Annotated in this window: 21 protein-coding genes; 20 read left to right on the forward strand and 1 reads right to left on the reverse strand. The window is 66.1% G+C overall.

The features are described 5' to 3' along the window. Positions 1–5: 5 nt before the first annotated feature. The 17 genes from rpsN (at position 6) to B6S44_RS02150 (ending at position 11,939) form a co-directional block, all read left to right on the forward strand. A complete protein-coding gene (rpsN, locus tag B6S44_RS02070) occupies positions 6–311 on the forward strand; it encodes a 30S ribosomal protein S14 (RefSeq protein ID WP_057193250.1) in 306 nt (101 codons plus the stop codon). Positions 312–323: 12 nt separating this feature from the next. Then, a complete protein-coding gene (gene rpsH, locus B6S44_RS02075) occupies positions 324–722 on the forward strand; it encodes a 30S ribosomal protein S8 (RefSeq protein WP_110489258.1) in 399 nt (132 codons plus the stop codon). Positions 723–751: 29 nt separating this feature from the next. Beyond that, positions 752–1,285, forward strand: coding sequence for a 50S ribosomal protein L6 (gene rplF, locus B6S44_RS02080; protein WP_129155106.1), 534 nt, complete (start codon positions 752–754; stop codon positions 1,283–1,285). 11 nt (positions 1,286–1,296) lie between these two features. Further along, complete coding sequence (gene rplR, locus B6S44_RS02085) at positions 1,297–1,659, forward strand: 50S ribosomal protein L18 (protein WP_126110520.1); 363 nt, start codon at positions 1,297–1,299, stop codon at positions 1,657–1,659. Positions 1,660–1,793: 134 nt separating this feature from the next. Further along, a complete protein-coding gene (gene rpsE, locus B6S44_RS02090; RefSeq protein WP_110489261.1) occupies positions 1,794–2,357 on the forward strand; it encodes a 30S ribosomal protein S5 in 564 nt (187 codons plus the stop codon). A gap of 10 nt (positions 2,358–2,367) precedes the next feature. Then, complete coding sequence (gene rpmD / locus B6S44_RS02095; RefSeq protein ID WP_129155107.1) at positions 2,368–2,565, forward strand: 50S ribosomal protein L30; 198 nt, start codon at positions 2,368–2,370, stop codon at positions 2,563–2,565. 12 nt (positions 2,566–2,577) lie between these two features. Then, positions 2,578–3,057, forward strand: coding sequence for a 50S ribosomal protein L15 (gene rplO, locus B6S44_RS02100; protein WP_129155108.1), 480 nt, complete (start codon positions 2,578–2,580; stop codon positions 3,055–3,057). A gap of 211 nt (positions 3,058–3,268) precedes the next feature. Continuing rightward, positions 3,269–4,606 (forward strand): preprotein translocase subunit SecY, encoded by a 1,338-nt coding sequence (secY, locus tag B6S44_RS02105; RefSeq protein WP_129155109.1) that lies wholly within the window; start codon positions 3,269–3,271, stop codon positions 4,604–4,606. Continuing rightward, entirely contained in the window at positions 4,606–5,187 is a 582-nt protein-coding gene (locus B6S44_RS02110) for an adenylate kinase (protein WP_129155110.1), read from the forward strand. Before secY ends, B6S44_RS02110 begins: the two co-directional genes overlap by 1 nt. 75 nt (positions 5,188–5,262) lie before the next feature. Then, the gene (locus B6S44_RS02115) at positions 5,263–5,568 is read left to right on the forward strand and encodes an alkylphosphonate utilization protein (protein WP_129155111.1); all 306 of its coding nucleotides are present in this window, start codon (positions 5,263–5,265) and stop codon (positions 5,566–5,568) included. A 68-nt stretch (positions 5,569–5,636) separates the two neighbouring features. Further along, on the forward strand, positions 5,637–6,620 hold the full coding sequence (locus B6S44_RS02120) for a hypothetical protein (RefSeq protein ID WP_129155112.1): 984 nt from the start codon (positions 5,637–5,639) through the stop codon (positions 6,618–6,620). A 212-nt stretch (positions 6,621–6,832) separates the two neighbouring features. After that, entirely contained in the window at positions 6,833–8,029 is a 1,197-nt protein-coding gene (locus B6S44_RS02125; RefSeq protein WP_248309394.1) for an ABC transporter substrate-binding protein, read from the forward strand. A gap of 228 nt (positions 8,030–8,257) precedes the next feature. Beyond that, complete coding sequence (gene rpsM, locus B6S44_RS02130; protein WP_129155113.1) at positions 8,258–8,626, forward strand: 30S ribosomal protein S13; 369 nt, start codon at positions 8,258–8,260, stop codon at positions 8,624–8,626. Positions 8,627–8,745: 119 nt separating this feature from the next. Next, entirely contained in the window at positions 8,746–9,135 is a 390-nt protein-coding gene (gene rpsK, locus B6S44_RS02135) for a 30S ribosomal protein S11 (protein ID WP_043237079.1), read from the forward strand. A gap of 92 nt (positions 9,136–9,227) precedes the next feature. Continuing rightward, positions 9,228–10,244, forward strand: coding sequence for a DNA-directed RNA polymerase subunit alpha (locus tag B6S44_RS02140; RefSeq protein WP_110489267.1), 1,017 nt, complete (start codon positions 9,228–9,230; stop codon positions 10,242–10,244). Positions 10,245–10,358: 114 nt separating this feature from the next. Next, complete coding sequence (gene rplQ / locus B6S44_RS02145; RefSeq protein ID WP_126110536.1) at positions 10,359–10,778, forward strand: 50S ribosomal protein L17; 420 nt, start codon at positions 10,359–10,361, stop codon at positions 10,776–10,778. A gap of 204 nt (positions 10,779–10,982) precedes the next feature. Continuing rightward, positions 10,983–11,939, forward strand: a complete 957-nt coding sequence (locus B6S44_RS02150) for a tripartite tricarboxylate transporter substrate-binding protein (protein ID WP_129155114.1) — start codon at positions 10,983–10,985, stop codon at positions 11,937–11,939. 2 nt (positions 11,940–11,941) lie between these two features. Here the strand turns inward: B6S44_RS02150 and B6S44_RS02155 are convergent, their stop codons facing one another. Next, on the reverse strand, positions 11,942–12,361 hold the full coding sequence (locus B6S44_RS02155) for a BLUF domain-containing protein (protein WP_164985684.1): 420 nt from the start codon (positions 12,359–12,361) through the stop codon (positions 11,942–11,944). A gap of 234 nt (positions 12,362–12,595) precedes the next feature. On the opposite strand from B6S44_RS02155, the gene B6S44_RS02160 reads away from it, so the two are divergent. From B6S44_RS02160 to B6S44_RS02170, 3 genes are all read left to right on the forward strand, one after another. Further along, complete coding sequence (locus B6S44_RS02160) at positions 12,596–13,948, forward strand: DegQ family serine endoprotease (protein WP_248309433.1); 1,353 nt, start codon at positions 12,596–12,598, stop codon at positions 13,946–13,948. Position 13,949: 1 nt separating this feature from the next. Further along, positions 13,950–15,257 carry a replication-associated recombination protein A gene (locus B6S44_RS02165; protein WP_129155116.1) on the forward strand — a complete coding sequence of 436 codons (1,308 nt, stop codon included), beginning with the start codon at positions 13,950–13,952 and terminating at the stop codon, positions 15,255–15,257. A gap of 122 nt (positions 15,258–15,379) precedes the next feature. Beyond that, a complete protein-coding gene (locus B6S44_RS02170) occupies positions 15,380–17,293 on the forward strand; it encodes a hypothetical protein (protein WP_129155117.1) in 1,914 nt (637 codons plus the stop codon). Positions 17,294–17,301: the final 8 nt, after the last annotated feature.

Below are 17,301 nucleotides of genomic sequence, written 5' to 3' on the forward strand. Positions count from 1 at the left end.
TATCGATGGCTAAGAAAAGCTCCGTCGAGAACAACAACCGCCGCAAGGCGCTCGTGAAGAAATTCGCGGGCCGTCGTGCGCGTCTTCTCGCGATCGCTAATGACGAGAACCAGTCGATGGACGAGCGCTTCCTTGCTCGCCTGAAGCTGGCCGAACTGCCGCGCAATTCTGCCGGCATCCGCGTGCGCAACCGTTGCGAAGTCACCGGCCGCCCGCGCGCTTTTTATCGCAAGTTGAAGATGTCGCGCGTTGCTCTGCGCGAGCTCGGCAACAAGGGGCTGGTTCCCGGCCTCGTCAAGTCGAGCTGGTGAGGAGGTAGCATCATGGCGATCATCGATCCGCTTGGCGATATGCTGACCCGCATCCGCAATGCGCAGATGCGGCGCAAGTCGCGCGTTTCCACCCCGGGCTCGAAGCTGCGCGCCCGCGTTCTGGACGTGCTGGCGTCGGAAGGCTACATCCGTGGCTATTCGACCACCGAGTTCGGCAACGGCCGCACCGAGTTCGACATCGAGCTGAAGTACCACGAGGGACAGCCGGTCATCCGGTCGATCTCGCGCGTGTCGAAGCCCGGCCGTCGCGTCTACTCCTCGGTCGAGACCATGCCGCGCGTGGCCGACGGCCTCGGCGTCACCATCGTCTCCACGCCCAAGGGCGTGATGTCCGATCATCTTGCCCGCGAGCAGAACGTGGGTGGCGAAGTGCTCTGCAAGGTCTTCTGACCTTCAGGCCGCTGCTCAGGAGAGATCCAATGTCTCGTATCGGTAAGAAGCCTGTTTCGGTCCCGGCTGGCGTCACCGCCAATGTCTCGGGCCAGCTGGTCAAGATCAAGGGCTCGAAGGGCGAACTGTCCTTCGAAGTTCCCGTCGAGGTTTCGGTTGCACTGGAGAACGGCGCCATTGCCGTCCAGCCGCGCTCGCAGACCAAGCGCGCCCGCGCCCTCTGGGGCACTTCGCGGGCTCGCATCAACAACCTGGTCGTCGGCACCACCGCGGGCTTCGAAAAGAAGCTCGAGATCAACGGCGTCGGCTACAAGGCCGCCGTCAACGGCAAGGTGCTGAAGCTGTCGCTCGGCTACAGCCACGACATCGACTATGAAATCCCGGCCGGGGTGACGATCACGACGCCGAAGCCGACGGAAATCGTCGTCGTCGGCATCGACAAGCAGGTCGTCGGCCAGACCGCCGCCGAGATCCGCGACTATCGCGGTCCCGAGCCCTATAAGGGCAAGGGCGTCAAGTACGCCGGCGAATTCATCTTCCGCAAGGAAGGCAAGAAGAAGTAAGGACGCCAGCCATGAGCAAGCAGACAGTTGCGACTGCGCGCCGCAAGGCCCGCGTCCGCCGCGCAATCAAGGCAGTGGCCAATGGCCGCGCCCGCCTGTCAGTGCATCGCACCGGCAAGCAGATCTATGCGCAGGTCATCGACGATGCGAAGGGGCTGACGCTCGCTTCGGCCTCGTCGCTCGACAAGGATATCCGCGCCGACTTCAAGTCGGGCGCGAATGTCGAGGCCGCGGCCGCGATCGGCAAGATCATTGCCGAGCGCGCGATCAAGGCCGGCGTCAAGGAGGTCGTGTTCGACCGTGGCGCCTACATGTACCATGGCCGCGTCAAGGCGCTGGCCGAAGCTGCTCGCGAAGGCGGGCTGAGCTTCTAACTGGTTGAAGACCGCGGGATGCGGGAGGCCTTACCGGCTTCCCGCATATCGCATTTGGAAAGTCGCTCCATTCCGGGGCGCTCGAGCGAGCGGCGGGCCATGATCGGCACCGTCCGCGCAAGTAAGAGGAAGACATGGCGAGAGAATCTCGTGACCGTCAGGTTCGCGAAGAGCGCGATTCTGAATTCGTGGACCGCCTGGTCCACATCAACCGCGTTGCCAAGGTGGTGAAGGGCGGCCGTCGTTTCGGCTTTGCTGCCCTCGTCGTCGTTGGTGACCAGAAGGGCCGCGTCGGCTTCGGCCACGGCAAGGCCCGCGAAGTGCCTGAGGCGATCCGCAAGGCGACGGAAGCCGCCAAGCGCGGCCTCGTTCGCGTCCCGCTGCGCGACGGCCGCACGCTGCATCATGACGTCCAGGGCCGTCACGGCGCCGGCAAGGTCATCCTGCGCGCTGCGCCTGCCGGTACCGGCATCATCGCCGGCGGCCCGATGCGCGCCGTCTTCGAGGCGGTCGGCATGCAGGACGTGGTGTCGAAGTCGCTCGGCTCCTCGAACCCCTACAACCTCGTGCGCGCCACCTTCGACGCGTTGAAGAACGAGGATAGCCCGCGCAGCGTCGCCGCGCGTCGCTCGCTCAAGGTCTCGGCCCTGCAGACGCGTCGTCGCGATGCCGGCACCGATGCCGCGGCCGAAGCGTGAGGGTGGGATCATGGCAAAGGCTACAACCACCACCGTCGTCGTCGAGCAGATCGGTAGCCCGATCCGCCGCGAGGCTTCGCAGCGCCAGACCCTGATCGGTCTCGGCCTCAACAAACTCCGCCGGCAGTCGACCCTGGTCGATACGCCGGCCGTACGGGGCATGATCGACAAGGTCAGGCATCTCGTGCGCGTCGTCGACGGCAAGTGAGGGGATCGTCTGATGAAACTCACAGAGATCCGTGACAACGAAGGCGCGCACAAGTCGCGCATGCGTGTCGGCCGTGGCATCGGCTCCGGCAAGGGCAAGACCGCCGGACGCGGCGTCAAGGGCCAGAAGGCTCGCGCCGGCGTGGCGGTCAAGGGCTTCGAGGGCGGCCAGATGCCGCTCTATCGGCGCCTCCCGAAGCGCGGCTTCCACAACCTGTTCTCCAAGGATCTGAACGAGGTCAATCTCGGGCGCATCCAGCAGGCGGTCGAGGCCGGCAAGCTGGACGCCAAGGGCGCGGTGACGATCGAGGCGCTGGTCGCCGCCGGCGTCATCACTCGGCAGGCCAAGGACGGCGTCAAGATCCTCGGCGTCGGCGAGCTCAAGGCGAAGCTGGCTTTCGAGGTTGCCGGTGCGTCGAAGTCGGCGGTCGAGGCGATCGAGAAGGCTGGCGGCACGGTCAAGATCCTGGCGGCTGCCGCTTCACAGGCGTGACTTCCACGCTTACATGACTAACGCGAGCGGCGGCCGGGCCCGAAGCCTTGGCCGCCGTTCGACTGTCTGGCGCGCTTTCCGCTCGACCGGAAACGGTCGAGCGATCAGAATTCGCGCCGACTGAGAATCGCTGAGCATGTTCTCATCGCAAAAGTGGTCCCCACTTTTGCGGAACATGCTCGAGACCAGAATTCACCCAAGGACCGGACGCATGGCATCGGCGGCTGAACAGCTTGCGGCAAACCTGAACTTCGGCGCGCTGGCCAAGGCCGACGAGCTGAAGAAGCGGATCTGGTTCACGCTGGGGGCGCTGATCGTCTACCGGCTCGGCACCTATATTCCGCTGCCCGGCATGAACCCGGAGGCGGTCGCCGACCTGTTCAAGCAGAGCCAGACGGGCGTGCTCGGCCTGTTCAACATGTTCTCGGGCGGCGCGGTCGGTCGGCTCGCGATCTTCGCGCTGGCGATCATGCCGTATATTTCGGCCTCGATCATCGTCCAGCTGCTCTCCAGCGTCGTGCCGACCTTCGAGGCGCTGAAGAAGGAAGGCGAGGCGGGTCGCAAGATCCTCAACCAGTACACGCGCTATCTCACGCTGGTGCTGGCGCTGTTCCAGGCCTGGGGCATCGGTGTGGGCTTGCAGGGCTCGGGCAATCTCGTGCTGGAACCGGGGCCGTTCTTCCTGGTCTCGACCACGATCACCCTGGTCGGCGGCACGATGTTCCTGCTCTGGCTCGGTGAGCAGATCACCAGCCGCGGCATCGGCAACGGCACCTCGATGATCATCTTTGCCGGCATCATCGCCGAGTTCCCGGCGCAGCTGGCGCAGACACTCGAGCTCGGCCGCCAGGGCGCGGTCTCGACCGGCCTCTTGCTGCTGGTGCTGGTCATGGCGGTCTGCGTCATCGCCTTCGTGGTCTTCGTCGAGCGCGCCCAGCGACGCCTGCTGATCAACTATCCCAAGCGCCAGGTCGGCAACCGGATGTATGAGGGCCAGACCTCGTTCCTGCCGCTGAAGCTCAACACCGCTGGCGTGATCCCGCCGATCTTCGCCTCCTCGCTGCTGCTGCTGCCGACGACGATCGCGAGCTTCAGCCAGGCCTCGGGCGGCACCGGCATCCTGTCGACGATGGCGACCTATCTCGCGCATGGCCGGCCGCTGTTCATGTTCCTCTACGCGGCGCTGATCATCTTCTTCTGCTTCTTCTACACCGCGATCGTGTTCAATCCGGTCGAGACGGCGGACAACCTCAAGAAGCATGGCGGCTTCATGCCGGGCATCCGTCCGGGCGAGCGCACCGCCGAACATATCGACCGGGTGCTGACCCGTATCACCGTGCTCGGCGCCGCCTATTTGACTATCGTCTGCTTGATCCCCGAGTTCATGATCACCTATGCCCAGATTCCGATCATCCTGCTCGGCGGCACCTCGCTGCTGATCGTGGTGACGACGACGATGGACACAGTGGCTCAAGTCCACGGCCATCTCCTGGCCCATCAGTATGAGGGCCTGGTCAAGAAGGCGAAGTTGAGGGGGGCAAGGCGCTGATGAGGCTGATTTTCCTGGGGCCGCCGGGGGCGGGGAAGGGCACTCAGGCGACACGGATCGTCGCGAAACACGGTATTCCGCAACTCTCGACCGGCGATATGCTGCGCGCGGCGGTAGCCGCCGGCACCCCGGTCGGCCTCAAGGCGAAGGCGGTGATGGATGCCGGCGGACTGGTCTCGGACGAGATCGTCATCGGCATCGTCGCCGACCGCATTGAAGAAGCCGATGCGAAGAACGGCTTCATCCTCGACGGCTTCCCGCGCACCCTGGCGCAGGCCGAGGCGCTTGACGCCATGCTCGCTGAGAAGGGGCTGAAGCTCGACAAGGTGCTCGAGCTCAAGGTCGACCAGAGCAAGCTCGTCGACCGGATCGTGCGCCGGGCCGAGGAGGCCAAGGCTGCCGGCCAGCCGGTGCGCAAGGACGACGATCCGGAGGTCTTCAAGACCAGGCTCGATGCCTATAATCGCGACACCGCGATCGTCGCGCCCTATTACGACAAGCGCGGCCAGCTCACGCCGATCGACGGCATGCAGCCGATCGACCGGGTCACCGGAGCGATCGAGCAGGCGCTCGCGGGCTGAGGCCCCTATGTTGATTTGAGTTCGGACGCCGCGCGGTTCTCGCCGCGCGGCTTTTTCTTGCGGTGGAGCAGGCTCTTGGCCGACGGTAACGACGACTACGTCTATGACGAGGCCACCGGTGAATGGCGCCCGGCAGCGGAGATGGCGGCTGCGGCCGCCGCGCTCAAGCCCGAGGTTCGCGATGCCGCCGGCAATATCCTCACCGATGGCGACTCGGTGGCGCTGATCAAGGACCTCAAGGTCAAGGGCGCCAACCAGACCCTGAAGCAGGGCACGGTGATCAGGTCGATCCGGCTGACGGACAACCCCGAAGAGATCGATTGCCGCTTCGAGGGCATCAAGGGCCTGGTCCTGCGCACGGAGTTCGTGCGGAAGCGCTGATTTCCGTCGCAGCTCGCGCCCTATCGCGACGCCCGAAGCCCGACGTTTCAAAGCCGCCGAGTTGTGGCATGCTGCGGCTTGGAAGAACGGGCGGGCTGGCCGTGCAGGTCGATCCTTCGGATGTCCATCAGACGCTCGAATACCGGCTAGACGCGGAGTTCGCGAGCTGGCTGCCGATCGGCTTGCTGACCTGCTTCTGCGGCCTTTTCATCTTCGCCTTGAAATCTCCCGGCTGGCCGCCCCCGGACGAGACCTTCGGCGCCTTTGCCGCGATCCTTGTCGGAATCGGACTTACAGCCTTCGCGCTTCTGCGCCGTGCCCGCCGCGGCAAGCCGGTCTATGTGCTGTCGCCCGAAGGGGCACACATACGCTGGTCGTCATCGCGCAAGGAGAGCTTCATTCCCTGGCACGAGATCAAGGGCGTCGATACGATCGACATCACGGTCCGGCACTGGCTGACGCGCTATCCGCAGAACCTCGACTATCACGACGTCACCGTGGTCCTGGTCTCCAAACAGTTCTACCAGGCGAACCTCCATATCAAATCGCTGTTCCAGCGCGGGCCTTACTGGTCGCAGACGAACTTCATCCCGAGGGGCGACATGATCCAGTGCGCCCTGCATGGAGAGCTCGTCAGTGTCGAACCGCAGCAGCTGCGCGCAGCGGTCGAGGCGCGCTGGCGCGCGTTCGGCGGAGAGCCCGACAGGCCAAGACCGAGCGTGCCGGTCGTCTATGCCGCGCGCTGGCCGGATGAAGATAACGCGGCGGCCGTGCCCGGTCGGAAGGTCGTCGCGGCAGGAGAGGGGCCGCGACCATTCTCGGCCTGGGACACGGTCAAGATCGTGCTGCCGCTGATCGGCATCGTCGTCGCAGGCAGCAATCTCCTGGGGATCTGGTCGACCGACGCGCAGATCCAGGCCTTGGCGCGAAAGCGGGAATGGCAGGAATGGAACGCCCGCTACGAGCGGGAGCGGCGGGAACTCGACGAGAGACTGCGCAAGCAGCGCGAGGAGATCGACGAGGCCATGCGGCGCGCCTTCACACGCTATTGACGGATTGCTGGTGGCGAGGAGGAGACCGGTGCGCATTTGCGCCGGCGCAGGCGCGATTAAGCGCTCCGCTGCCGCAATTGACACATCTCCCCCCAGAAACTGAACTTCGTGCAGGCCCATAACGGCCAAAGACACGGCAGCGGCGGCAGCCCTGGGTCGGTGGCATAGGCCATCGCCGGCTAACCCGACCGGCCGGAGATCGGGAGGATGGCATGAACCGGATTGCTTGCCTTATGGCGGCTGCGCTGCTCGCGGCCGCATCGACAGCGCGGGCGCAGGATGCGGTCAAGATAGGCATCCTCAACGACCAGTCGGGCAACTATGCCGAATTCGGCGGGCTCGGCTCGGTCGAGGCGGCGAAGCTGGCGATCGAGGATTTCGGCGGCTCGGTACTGGGCAAGCCGATCGAGATCGTCGCCGCCGACCATCAGAACAAGCCCGACGTCGCCGCCGGCCTGGCGCGGCGCTGGTACGATGTCGACGGCATCACGGCGATCGCCGACCTGACCAATTCGGCGGTCGCGCTCGCGGTCGCGGGGATCGCGAAGGAGAAGCAGAAGGTCGCGCTCTATAACGGGCCGGCGACGACGCGCCTTTTCAACGAGGACTGCATGGCCACCGGCTTCATGTGGACCTTCGACACGGCGACCTCGGCCAAGGGCACGGCGCTGTCGGTGCTGCGCGAGGGCGGCGACAGCTGGTACATCATCGCGGCCGACTACGCCTTCGGCCACCAGCTCACCGCCGACATCGAATCGATCGTCGCGGCCAATGGCGGCAAGACGCTCGGCACCGTGCGTGCGCCGCTGTCGACGCCGGACTTCTCGTCCTTCCTGCTGCAGGCGCAGGCCTCCAAGGCCAAGATCGTCGCCTTCGCCAATGCCGGCGCCGACACGATCAATTCGATCAAGCAGGCCGGCGAGTTTGGCCTCGTCGACAGCGGCCAGAAGCTTGCGGCCATGGTCGTGGTGCTGAGCGACGTGCACGGGCTCGGGCTCGACAAGGCCAAGGGGCTGATCACCACTACGGCTTATTACCACGATGCCGACAAGCCGAGCCGCGCCTGGGCCGACCGCTATATGGCCAAAACCAAGAAGATGCCGGGCATGATCCAGGCCAGCGTCTATTCGTCAGTGCTGCATTATCTCAAGGCGGTGAAGGCGGCGGGCACGGCGGGAGGGCCGGCGGTCGCGGCCAAGATGAAGGAGCTGCCTGTCGATGACTTCTATGCGCCCGGTGCCAAGGTCCGCGAGGACGGCCGGCTGCTGAACGACATGCTGCTGGTCGAGGCCAAGGCGCCGTCGGAGTCGAAGGCGCCCTGGGACTACTTCAAGGTCGTTCGCAAGATCCCGGCGGCCGAGATCATCGCGCCGCTGTCGCAGAGCAAGTGTCCGCTGGTGAAGAAGTGACGCAAGCATGGATGGGCGCGCCTGGGTTGACAGGGCGCGCCCAACCGACTACCAGCGCGCAATCCGGTTTCAGATGAGCGATGCCGATGCCTTCGCAAGAAGGGTCGACGTCGCGTTCTCGCGTGGACTGGGTTCAAACGCTCCGCAAGGGCCGGCCTCCACCGGACGCGGAGTTCTTGTCATTGTCGTGGCGCCTCGCGTCGCGGCCGCAATGGAGAGGTGAAGAACATGGCTCGTATCGCGGGCGTCAACATTCCGACCGGCAAGCGCGTCGTCATCGGTCTGCAGTACATTCACGGCATCGGCGCCCAGAAGGCGCAGGAAATCTGCACCAAGGTCGGCATCGCCGCCGAGCGCCGGGTCAACCAGCTGACCGACGCCGAGGTTCTCCAGATTCGCGAGACGATCGACCGCGACTATCTCGTCGAAGGCGATCTGCGCCGCGAAGTCTCGATGAACATCAAGCGCCTGATGGACCTCGGCTGCTATCGCGGCCTGCGCCATCGCCGCTCGCTGCCGGTGCGTGGTCAGCGTACCCACACCAACGCCCGCACCCGCAAGGGCAAGGCGAAGCCGATCGCCGGCAAGAAGAAGTGAGTTTCGGCGGGCCGGACAACCGGCCCGCCGTATTTTACGTCGCCTGACCCGCTTGCGGGCAGGCGATATCCCCAGCGCCTGGCATCACGGGCGCGCCTGAAGGATGGAAGAAACAGACTATGGCCAAGGAAGCCCAACGCGTCCGTCGTCGCGAACGCAAGAACATCGTTTCCGGCGTCGCGCATGTGAACGCCTCGTTCAACAACACCATGATCACCATCACCGACGCGCAGGGCAACACGATCTCGTGGTCGTCCGCCGGCACGATGGGTTTCAAGGGTTCGCGCAAGTCGACTCCCTATGCCGCTCAGGTCGCCGCCGAAGACGCCGCCCGCAAGGCTGCCGAGCATGGCATGCGCACCCTCGAAGTCGAGGTCACCGGCCCGGGTTCGGGTCGTGAGTCGGCGCTGCGTGCGCTGCAGGCCGCCGGTTTCACCGTCACCTCGATCCGCGACGTGACGCCGATCCCGCACAATGGCTGCCGGCCGCGCAAGCGTCGCCGCGTCTGAGCCATAAGCTGGATCGAAGCGGCGTCCGCAGGGGCGGACGCCGGTACGGGGCGGCCCGCCGCCGCCATTATTGAATCACCAGGAGTGCGGTCGTGATCAGCAAGAATTGGCAGGATCTGTCCAAGCCTAACAAGCTCGAAGTCAAGGTCGGCGACGACCCGAAGCGTCAGGCCACCGTGATTGCGCGTCCGCTCGAGCGTGGCTTCGGCATGACGCTCGGCAACGCGCTGCGCCGCGTGCTGCTCTCCTCGCTCCAGGGCGCGGCCGTCACTGCCGTCCAGATCGACGGCGTGCTGCATGAGTTCTCCTCGATCCCTGGCGTCCGCGAGGACGTCACCGACATCGTCCTGAACATCAAGGCGATCGCCATCAAGATGCAGGGCGAGGGTCCCAAGCGCATGACCCTGCGCAAGACCGGCCCGGGCACCGTCACCGCCGGCGACATCAACACCATCGGCGACGTCTCGATCCTCAACCCCGAGCTCGTGCTCTGCACGCTCGACGAGGGCTCCGAGATCCGCATGGAGTTCACGGTCAACACCGGCAAGGGCTACGTCCCCTCCGAGCAGAACCGTCCCGAGGACGCGCCGATCGGCCTGATCCCGGTCGACAGCCTCTACTCGCCGGTCAAGAAGGTCTCCTACCGCGTCGAGAACACCCGCGAGGGCCAGAACCTCGACCGCGACATGCTGACCATGCAGATCGAGACCAACGGCTCGGTCACCCCTGAGGACGCGCTGGCGCTCGCCGCCCGCATCCTGCAGGACCAGCTTGCCGTCTTCATCACCTTCGAAGAGCCGCGCAAGGAAGAGGCCGTCTCGACCGCGCCGCAGCTGCCATTCAACCCGGCTCTGCTCAAGAAGGTCGACGAGCTCGAGCTGTCCGTCCGCTCGGCGAACTGCCTGAAGAACGACAACATCGTCTATATCGGCGACCTGATCCAGAAGTCGGAGGGCGAGATGCTGCGCACCCCGAACTTCGGCCGCAAGTCGCTGAACGAGATCAAGGAAGTGCTCGCCACCATGGGCCTCCATCTCGGCATGGATGTGCAAGGCTGGCCGCCGGAGAACATCGAAGAGCTGGCGAAGCGCTTCGAAGAGCACTACTGAGACCCCGGCGCGGGACCGCTTCCCGCGCCATCCCCGCACGGCGTGAAATCACGCCGGAGCATAAAGGACGGCCGTTCCGTGGCACGGCGGCCGTAAGCAACGAAGGAGCCAAACATGCGTCACGGATTTCGCGGTCGCCGTTTCAACCGCTCGGTCGAGCATCGCCAGGCGATGTTCGCCAACATGGCCCAGGCCCTGATCAAGCACGAGCAGATCACCACCACGCTGCCGAAGGCCAAGGACCTGCGTCCGGTCGTCGAGAAGCTGATCACGCTTGGCAAGCGCGGTGACCTGCATGCCCGCCGCCAGGCGATCGCGCAGATCAAGGACGTCGCTCTGGTCGGCAAGCTCTTCGCGGTGCTCGGCCCGCGCTACAAGGAGCGCAATGGCGGCTATCTGCGCATCATGAAGGCGGGCTTCCGCTTCGGCGACAACGCTCCGCTCGCCGTGATCGAGTTCGTCGATCGCGACGTCGACGCCAAGGGCAAGGATTCCGGCCCGGTCTTCACGGCGGATGACGAGCAGGCAGCCTGAGCCTCACCGGCATCAAGCATTTTAAAAGGGCGGTCTTCGGACCGCCCTTTTTCTTTGCCCGCGCAAATCAGGGCGATTGCTACGAGACATTGTTGCGCCCGCTCGCGCTTTTCGCTGCGCCGGGTCGATGCTAGCGTCATCCCGAACCGGGCCGGGCGGTACAACGCCATCGGGAAACAGGCCCGGGACGAGGGAGATATCCGCATGAAGCGCGCTGCTCTGGCCATTTTCGCTGCCATCGCGGTCCTGCCGGCCCAGGCCCAGGACAAGTATCCATCGAAGCCGATCAACATGCTGGTGCCGTTCGCCGCCGGCGGCTCCTCCGACGTGATCGCGCGCCTTGTCGGCGACGAGATGAGCCGGATTCTCGGCCAGCGCATCGTGATGGAGAACATGGGTGGGGCGGGCGGTGCGACCGCGCTGACGCGCGCGGCCCGGGCCGAGCCCGACGGCTACACCATCGTGATCGGCAACAGCGGCACCAATGCGGCTTCCTACACGATCTACAACGACCTGAAGTACACGCCGGCTGACTTCGTGCCGATCGGCCTCGTCGCCAAGACCTCGCCGATGATCGCGCTGAAGCTCGACTTCCCGGCCAAGGACCTCAAGGAGTTCCTCGCCTACGCCAAGGCGAATCCCGGCAAGATCAGTCTCGGCCATGCCGGCGTCGGCTCGTCGAATTATCTGATCTGCCGCAATTTTCTCAAGGCCTCCGGGCTCGACGTGGCGCTGGTGAGCTATCGCGGTGCGGGGCCGGCGCTGAACGATCTGATGGGCGGGCAGATCGACGGTGTCTGCGATGCCGCGACCTCGCTCTCTGGCGCCGTCCAGGGCAACAAGGTCAAGGCCCTGGTGGTGGCGACGCCGCAGCGCCTGCCGAGCTTGCCGGACGTGCCGACCGCGGCTGAGGCCGGACTGCCGGCCTTCCAGGCGCAGGGCTGGAACGCGATCTTTGCACCGAAGGGCACGCCGCAGCCGGTGATCGACAGGCTGAACGAGGCGCTGCGGACTGCGCTCGCCAGCGAGAGGCTGCATGGGCGTTTCAAGGAGCTTTCGTCCGTGCTCCCCGAGAAGGACGAGATGTCGCCGGAGTTCGTCGCCAAGATGCTTCCGGTCGAGATCGAGAAATACAAGGTGCTGCTCAGCGACGCGAAGTAAGCTCAGGCGCGAGCGCTGGCGAGCTCGCCGGCAAGATCGAGCAGCACGTCGAGCGGCTGCTCGAAGATCTCGGCCTCCGGCGAGACGCCATAGAGCCCGAAGATGAACTGGGTCGTCTCGTTGTGTTCGGCGAAGGCCATCGCCCAGCCGGCGAATTGCGGTTGAGCGACGGTATCCTGCGCCAGCAGGCGCAGATCGCCATGGCGCGGATCGACCATGATCCGGCCATAGGTTTCCGCGACATTGCCGGTCTCGCCTTCGATGATCTGGGCAAATCCACCCGGCGTCGCCATCAGGAAACCCGTGAGATGCCTTTCGGCATTGTGCCGCCGCGCCGTCTCGAGAATGCGCGCGAGCTCGGCGCGTCGATCTGCCTCGACGAGTCGGCTGCGGCTGGCATAAACAAGGCGCACGAGGCTCACGTCGTTGCTCCTTTCGAGGGCAAGGCGGGGTGTTTTGCGGCCCGGAACGGAAACGCGCAGCGCGTGTTTTCGAGACTATCCGGGATGCTGCCGCGGAGGGGCGGTTCGAGAACTTAACGTCCCACGCAGCAATTTTGTTTCAAGAAGGAGGTCGGCATGCGCCGTTCCATCATGCCGAATCGAGATCAGTTTATCGCCTTGACCCTCGGTCTGGGATTGTCCGTCGGGGTGTTCATGCCGGCGCACGCCCAGGTCCGGCAGGTGCCCGAGGCGCGCCAGCAGATCACGCTGTCCTTCGCGCCGGTCGTGCAGAAGACGGCCCCCTCGGTCGTCAACGTCTATGGCGCGCGCGTTGAGCGGCGGCCGCAGAACCCGTTCATGGACGACCCGTTCTTCCGCCGCTTCTTCGGCGATGGTGGCTTCGGCCTGCCGCGCGAGCAGGTGCAGCGCTCGCTCGGCTCCGGCGTGATCGTCGATGCCGGCGGGCTGGTGGTCACCAACAACCACGTCATCGAGGGCATGACCGAGGTCAAGGTGGCGCTTGCCGACAAGCGCGAGTTCGAAGCGACGATCCTGCTGCGCGACCCGCGCACGGATCTTGCCGTGCTCAAGCTCAAGGGCGCCAAGGATCTCGCCGCGATCGAACTCGGCGATTCCGATACGCTGCAGATCGGCGACCTCGTGCTCGCGATCGGCAATCCGTTCGGCGTCGGCCAGACGGTGACGCAGGGCATCATCTCGGCCCTGGCCCGCACCCAGGTCGGTGTCGGCGACGCCCAGTCCTTCATCCAGACCGATGCGGCGATCAACCCCGGCAATTCCGGCGGCGCACTGGTCGACATGCAGGGCCGGCTCACCGGCATCAACACCGCGATCTTCTCGAAGTCGGGGGGCAGCGTCGGCATCGGCTTCGCCATTCCCTCGGCCATGGTCCGCGTCGTCATCGAAAGCGCGAAGTCGGGGGCGTCGAGCGTACGCCGGGCGTGGTTCGGGGCCCGGTTGCAGGCGCTGACCCAGGACGTCGCGGATGGGCTCGGGCTGGACCGGCCGGCCGGCTCGGTCGTCGCCAGCGTGGTCGAGTCGGGGCCGGCGGCCGAAGGCGGCCTCAAGCGCTCGGATGTGATCCTCGCCGTCGATGGCGTCGGCGTCGACGATCCCGAGAGCTTCGGCTACCGCTTTGCGACCCGGCCGATTGGCGGCACGACGCAACTCACCGTGCTGCGCGCCGGCAAGCGCATCACCGTCCCGGTCAAGCTGACGCCGGCGCCGGAGACGCGCCCGCGCGAGCCGGTCAAGGTCGCCGGCCGCACGCCCTTCACCGGCCTGACCGTGCTGAACCTGTCGCCGGCCGTCGCCGAGGAACTCTCGATCGACCTGTCGACCGAGGGCGTCGTCGTCAGCGAGATCGAGGAAGGGAGCGCGGCCGCCCGTGTCGGCTTCCGCAAGGGCGATCTGATCGTCGCGATCAATGGTGAGCGCATCAACGCCTCGCGCGACATCGAGCTGGCGACACGCGAGCGCAAGCGCTCCTGGGAGGTGACGATCTCGCGGGGCGGCCAGAGCGTGACCTCGACGTTCGGCGGGTGAGGTGAGCGACCTCTTCTCCGCCTCAGGCCTCGACAAGTCCGGCCCGCGCCCGCTCGCGGACCGGGTGCGGCCGACGACGCTCGGCGAGGTCGCCGGCCAGGATCACCTGACCGGCCCTGACGGCGTGCTGAGCCGGTTGATCGCTTCCGGCTCGCTCGGCAGCCTGATCTTCTGGGGGCCACCCGGAACCGGCAAGACGACGGTGGCGCGCCTGCTCGCGGGGGTGACCGATCTCGGCTTCGAGCAGATCAGCGCGATCTTCTCCGGCGTCGCCGACCTGAAGAAGGTCTTCGAGGCCGCACGCGGCCGCCGGCTCGGCGGCAAGGGCACCTTGCTCTTCGTCGACGAGATCCACCGCTTCAACCGGGCCCAGCAGGACGCCTTCCTGCCGGTGATGGAAGACGGCACGATCACGCTGGTCGGCGCCACCACCGAGAACCCGTCCTTCGCACTCAATGCCGCGCTGCTGTCGCGCGCCCGCGTCCTGACCTTCAAGGCCCTCGACGAGGGCGCGCTGCTCTTCCTGCTCGGCCGGGCCGAGGCGCTGGAGCATCGCGAATTGCCATTGACGCCGGAAGCGCGCCTTGCGCTGGCGCGCTTTGCCGATGGCGACGGGCGGGCGGTGCTGACGCTCGCCGAAGAGACCTGGCGCGCCGCCAAGCCTGGCGAGATCTTCGACGAGGCGGGCCTGTCCGAGGTGATCCAGCGCCGCGCGCCGATCTACGACAAGGCGCAGGACGGCCACTACAACCTGATCTCGGCCTTGCACAAGACGATCCGCGGCTCCGATCCGGACGCAGCACTCTACTATTTCGCCCGCATGCTCGACGCCGGCGAGGACCCGCGCTTCCTGGCGCGGCGGCTGGTGCGCATGGCGGTCGAGGACATCGGGCTCGCCGACCCGCAGGCGCTGGTCCATGCCCGCGCCGCCGCCGAGACCTATGAGCAGCTCGGCTCGCCCGAAGGCGAGCTCGCGCTGGCCAACACGGTGATCTATCTCGCCACCGCGCCGAAATCGAACGCCGCCTACACCGCCTACAAGGCAGCGATGAGCGTCGCCAAGCAGGCGGGATCGCTGACGCCGCCGAAAACGATCCTCAACGCGCCGACCAAGCTGATGAAGAGCGAAGGCTACGGCGCCGATTACGCCTATGACCACGACGCGCCCGACGCCTTCTCGGGCCAGAACTATTGGCCCGACGCGCTCGGCCGCCAGCGCTTCTACGACCCACCGGAACGCGGCTTCGAGCGTGAGATCAGGAAGCGGCTGGAGTACTGGGAGAAGCTGCGGCAGGAGCGGGAGGGGTAGGGCGCAAAATCCCCTCGCTTACGGCGTGGCTCGACTGGCAAAGGCTTGTGCGGGCAAAGTCGATACCTTGCAATCGCCGGTAGCCTCGCTGACACTGCCGGACCGGCGGGGAGCAAGCGGCCGTGGCGGACAAGACAGGTAGCATCAAGCTGCGCTCGCCCAACGATGTCGGGCGCTTCCTGAACGACAAGCCGCGCGAATGGGCCGAGATGGTGGTTGCTCGTTCCGGGCTACGGGCGCTGCCGGTGCTGGCGCTTATCCTGCGAATTAGGCCAGATTCCGATATTTCCTCGGGCGATCGCACATTGCCGCTCTTGCGCGCGCTGCTATTGCCTTGGCTGACGGCGCTTGCTTCGAGCCGTGATGGAGAGCTTCGCGACAGAGCCCGCTCCATTTATTCCGACGCTCACGCTCGCGCTCAGGATCACGCCGCAGACGTCGCCAAGGTCGCCGTCCAGGCGGCGATGCTGATAATCTCGTCGACTTATCATCATAGCTTTGGCAATCGCTACAGTCGCGAGATCGCTGAGGCGGTCGACGCTGCGATTCCCGAACAGGGGGCTGCGCTTGCGGCTGTCTCTTACGATGCTTTGCAAGTCGCTGCCGGCGGCGGCGGCGCGGGAGACCTGCGAAGCTGGCCGCTCTGGCCCGACGGGCAGGTTCCGGATTCGATCGCCAGCCATTGGCGTCGCTTCGCCGCGACGCTCGAGACGGCAGAACATGGCGCCGACTGGCGGGTGGTCTGGCTCGACTGGTATGAAGCGCTGCGGGATGGCCGCGCGCCTTGGGGGCTGCGGCGCCAAACTGGCGAAGCTCTTCTGATCGAGGCGATGCTCTGGCCGAAGGAGGAATGGTCGAAAGGGGCCGCCCACATCAACCGGCGGATCGCGGAGTTAATCGAGGCGGCGCGGGAAAGCCGCGGCGAGGCACCTCCAGACGACTCGGCCGTCGCCGCGCCGGACGCCGAGATGCTGCCGCCGGCCGAGCCTTTGCCGGGGCAGAACAGCGCTGTGCGCTTCGGTGTCGTCGCCGGCAAGGTCGAGGTGCTGCCGACACAGGCCTGGGGAGAGAACGCGCTGCGTGCCGACCCCTATTTCAATCGCGCCGTGCAATTGGCGGAGGGATTGCACGTGCGCCTGCAGGGCTCCAATGCGGTGCCCGACGTCGCGGGGGCTGTCGCGGCTTTGCTCGCGGTCCTCGGCGGTGGAGTCGAACGGGTCGAGCCCGATTTGCTGCGGATGTCGGCACGCAGCATCGCCTCGAAAGCCCGCAGCTACGGCCATCCGCAGGCCGAGTGGGAGCTGAACCCCGACGCGGTCTCCGAGCTTTTCGAACTCGACGGCGCCCTGGTCGATCTGCAGAGCTTCGTGCGCGGCGCGATCGCAGCCAACGAGGCCGAAATCCGCGCGCTCGATCTCAAGCCGGATCAGGCGGCGGCGATCAAGCACGCGGTCGATGAACTCAGCGACGCCATCGTCGCGGAACCGGCCCTGTTCAGCGCCGAGACACAGGCCGTGTTCGCATCGGCCGCCGTCGCCGGCGACACGGCGCTCGACCCTCTCGCCGCCACGACGATCCAGGCCTCGCGGCTGCTCGTCGCCGAGAGCCTGACCAGGACGCTCGCGCTCGAAGTCGCGCGCAACGAGTCGGCTTCGGTCGAGCAGGGCTCTTCGAAGGATGCCGGGCCGGCGCAGGATGAGGCGGGCGCAAGCGCGCCACCGGGAGGCCGGCCGTCCCCGCGCGATCGCAAGGCTGCAGCGCAGGGCGCCGAATCAGCTGACGCACAGGCCTGGTCGCACTTCACGACGCGCCTGCTCGACCGCATCGGTAAGAAGGGGCCGGACAAGATCGGTGATGCGGTGATTGATGCGGTCTGCTCGGCGATCCGCCATGCGCCGAAGACGATACCTGCCGTAGGGGCCGCGCTGGTGGCGATGGTCTGGAGCAATCCGGTCCTGGCCGCCAGTTCCGGCCTGACGATCAGCGCTTCGTGGATCGGATACGAGCTCTGGAAACGCAGCAGGCAGCCGAAATGACAGGCACA

It is taken from the genome of Allobosea sp. Tri-44 (assembly GCF_004123845.1).
Classification (GTDB): domain Bacteria; phylum Pseudomonadota; class Alphaproteobacteria; order Rhizobiales; family Beijerinckiaceae; genus Allobosea.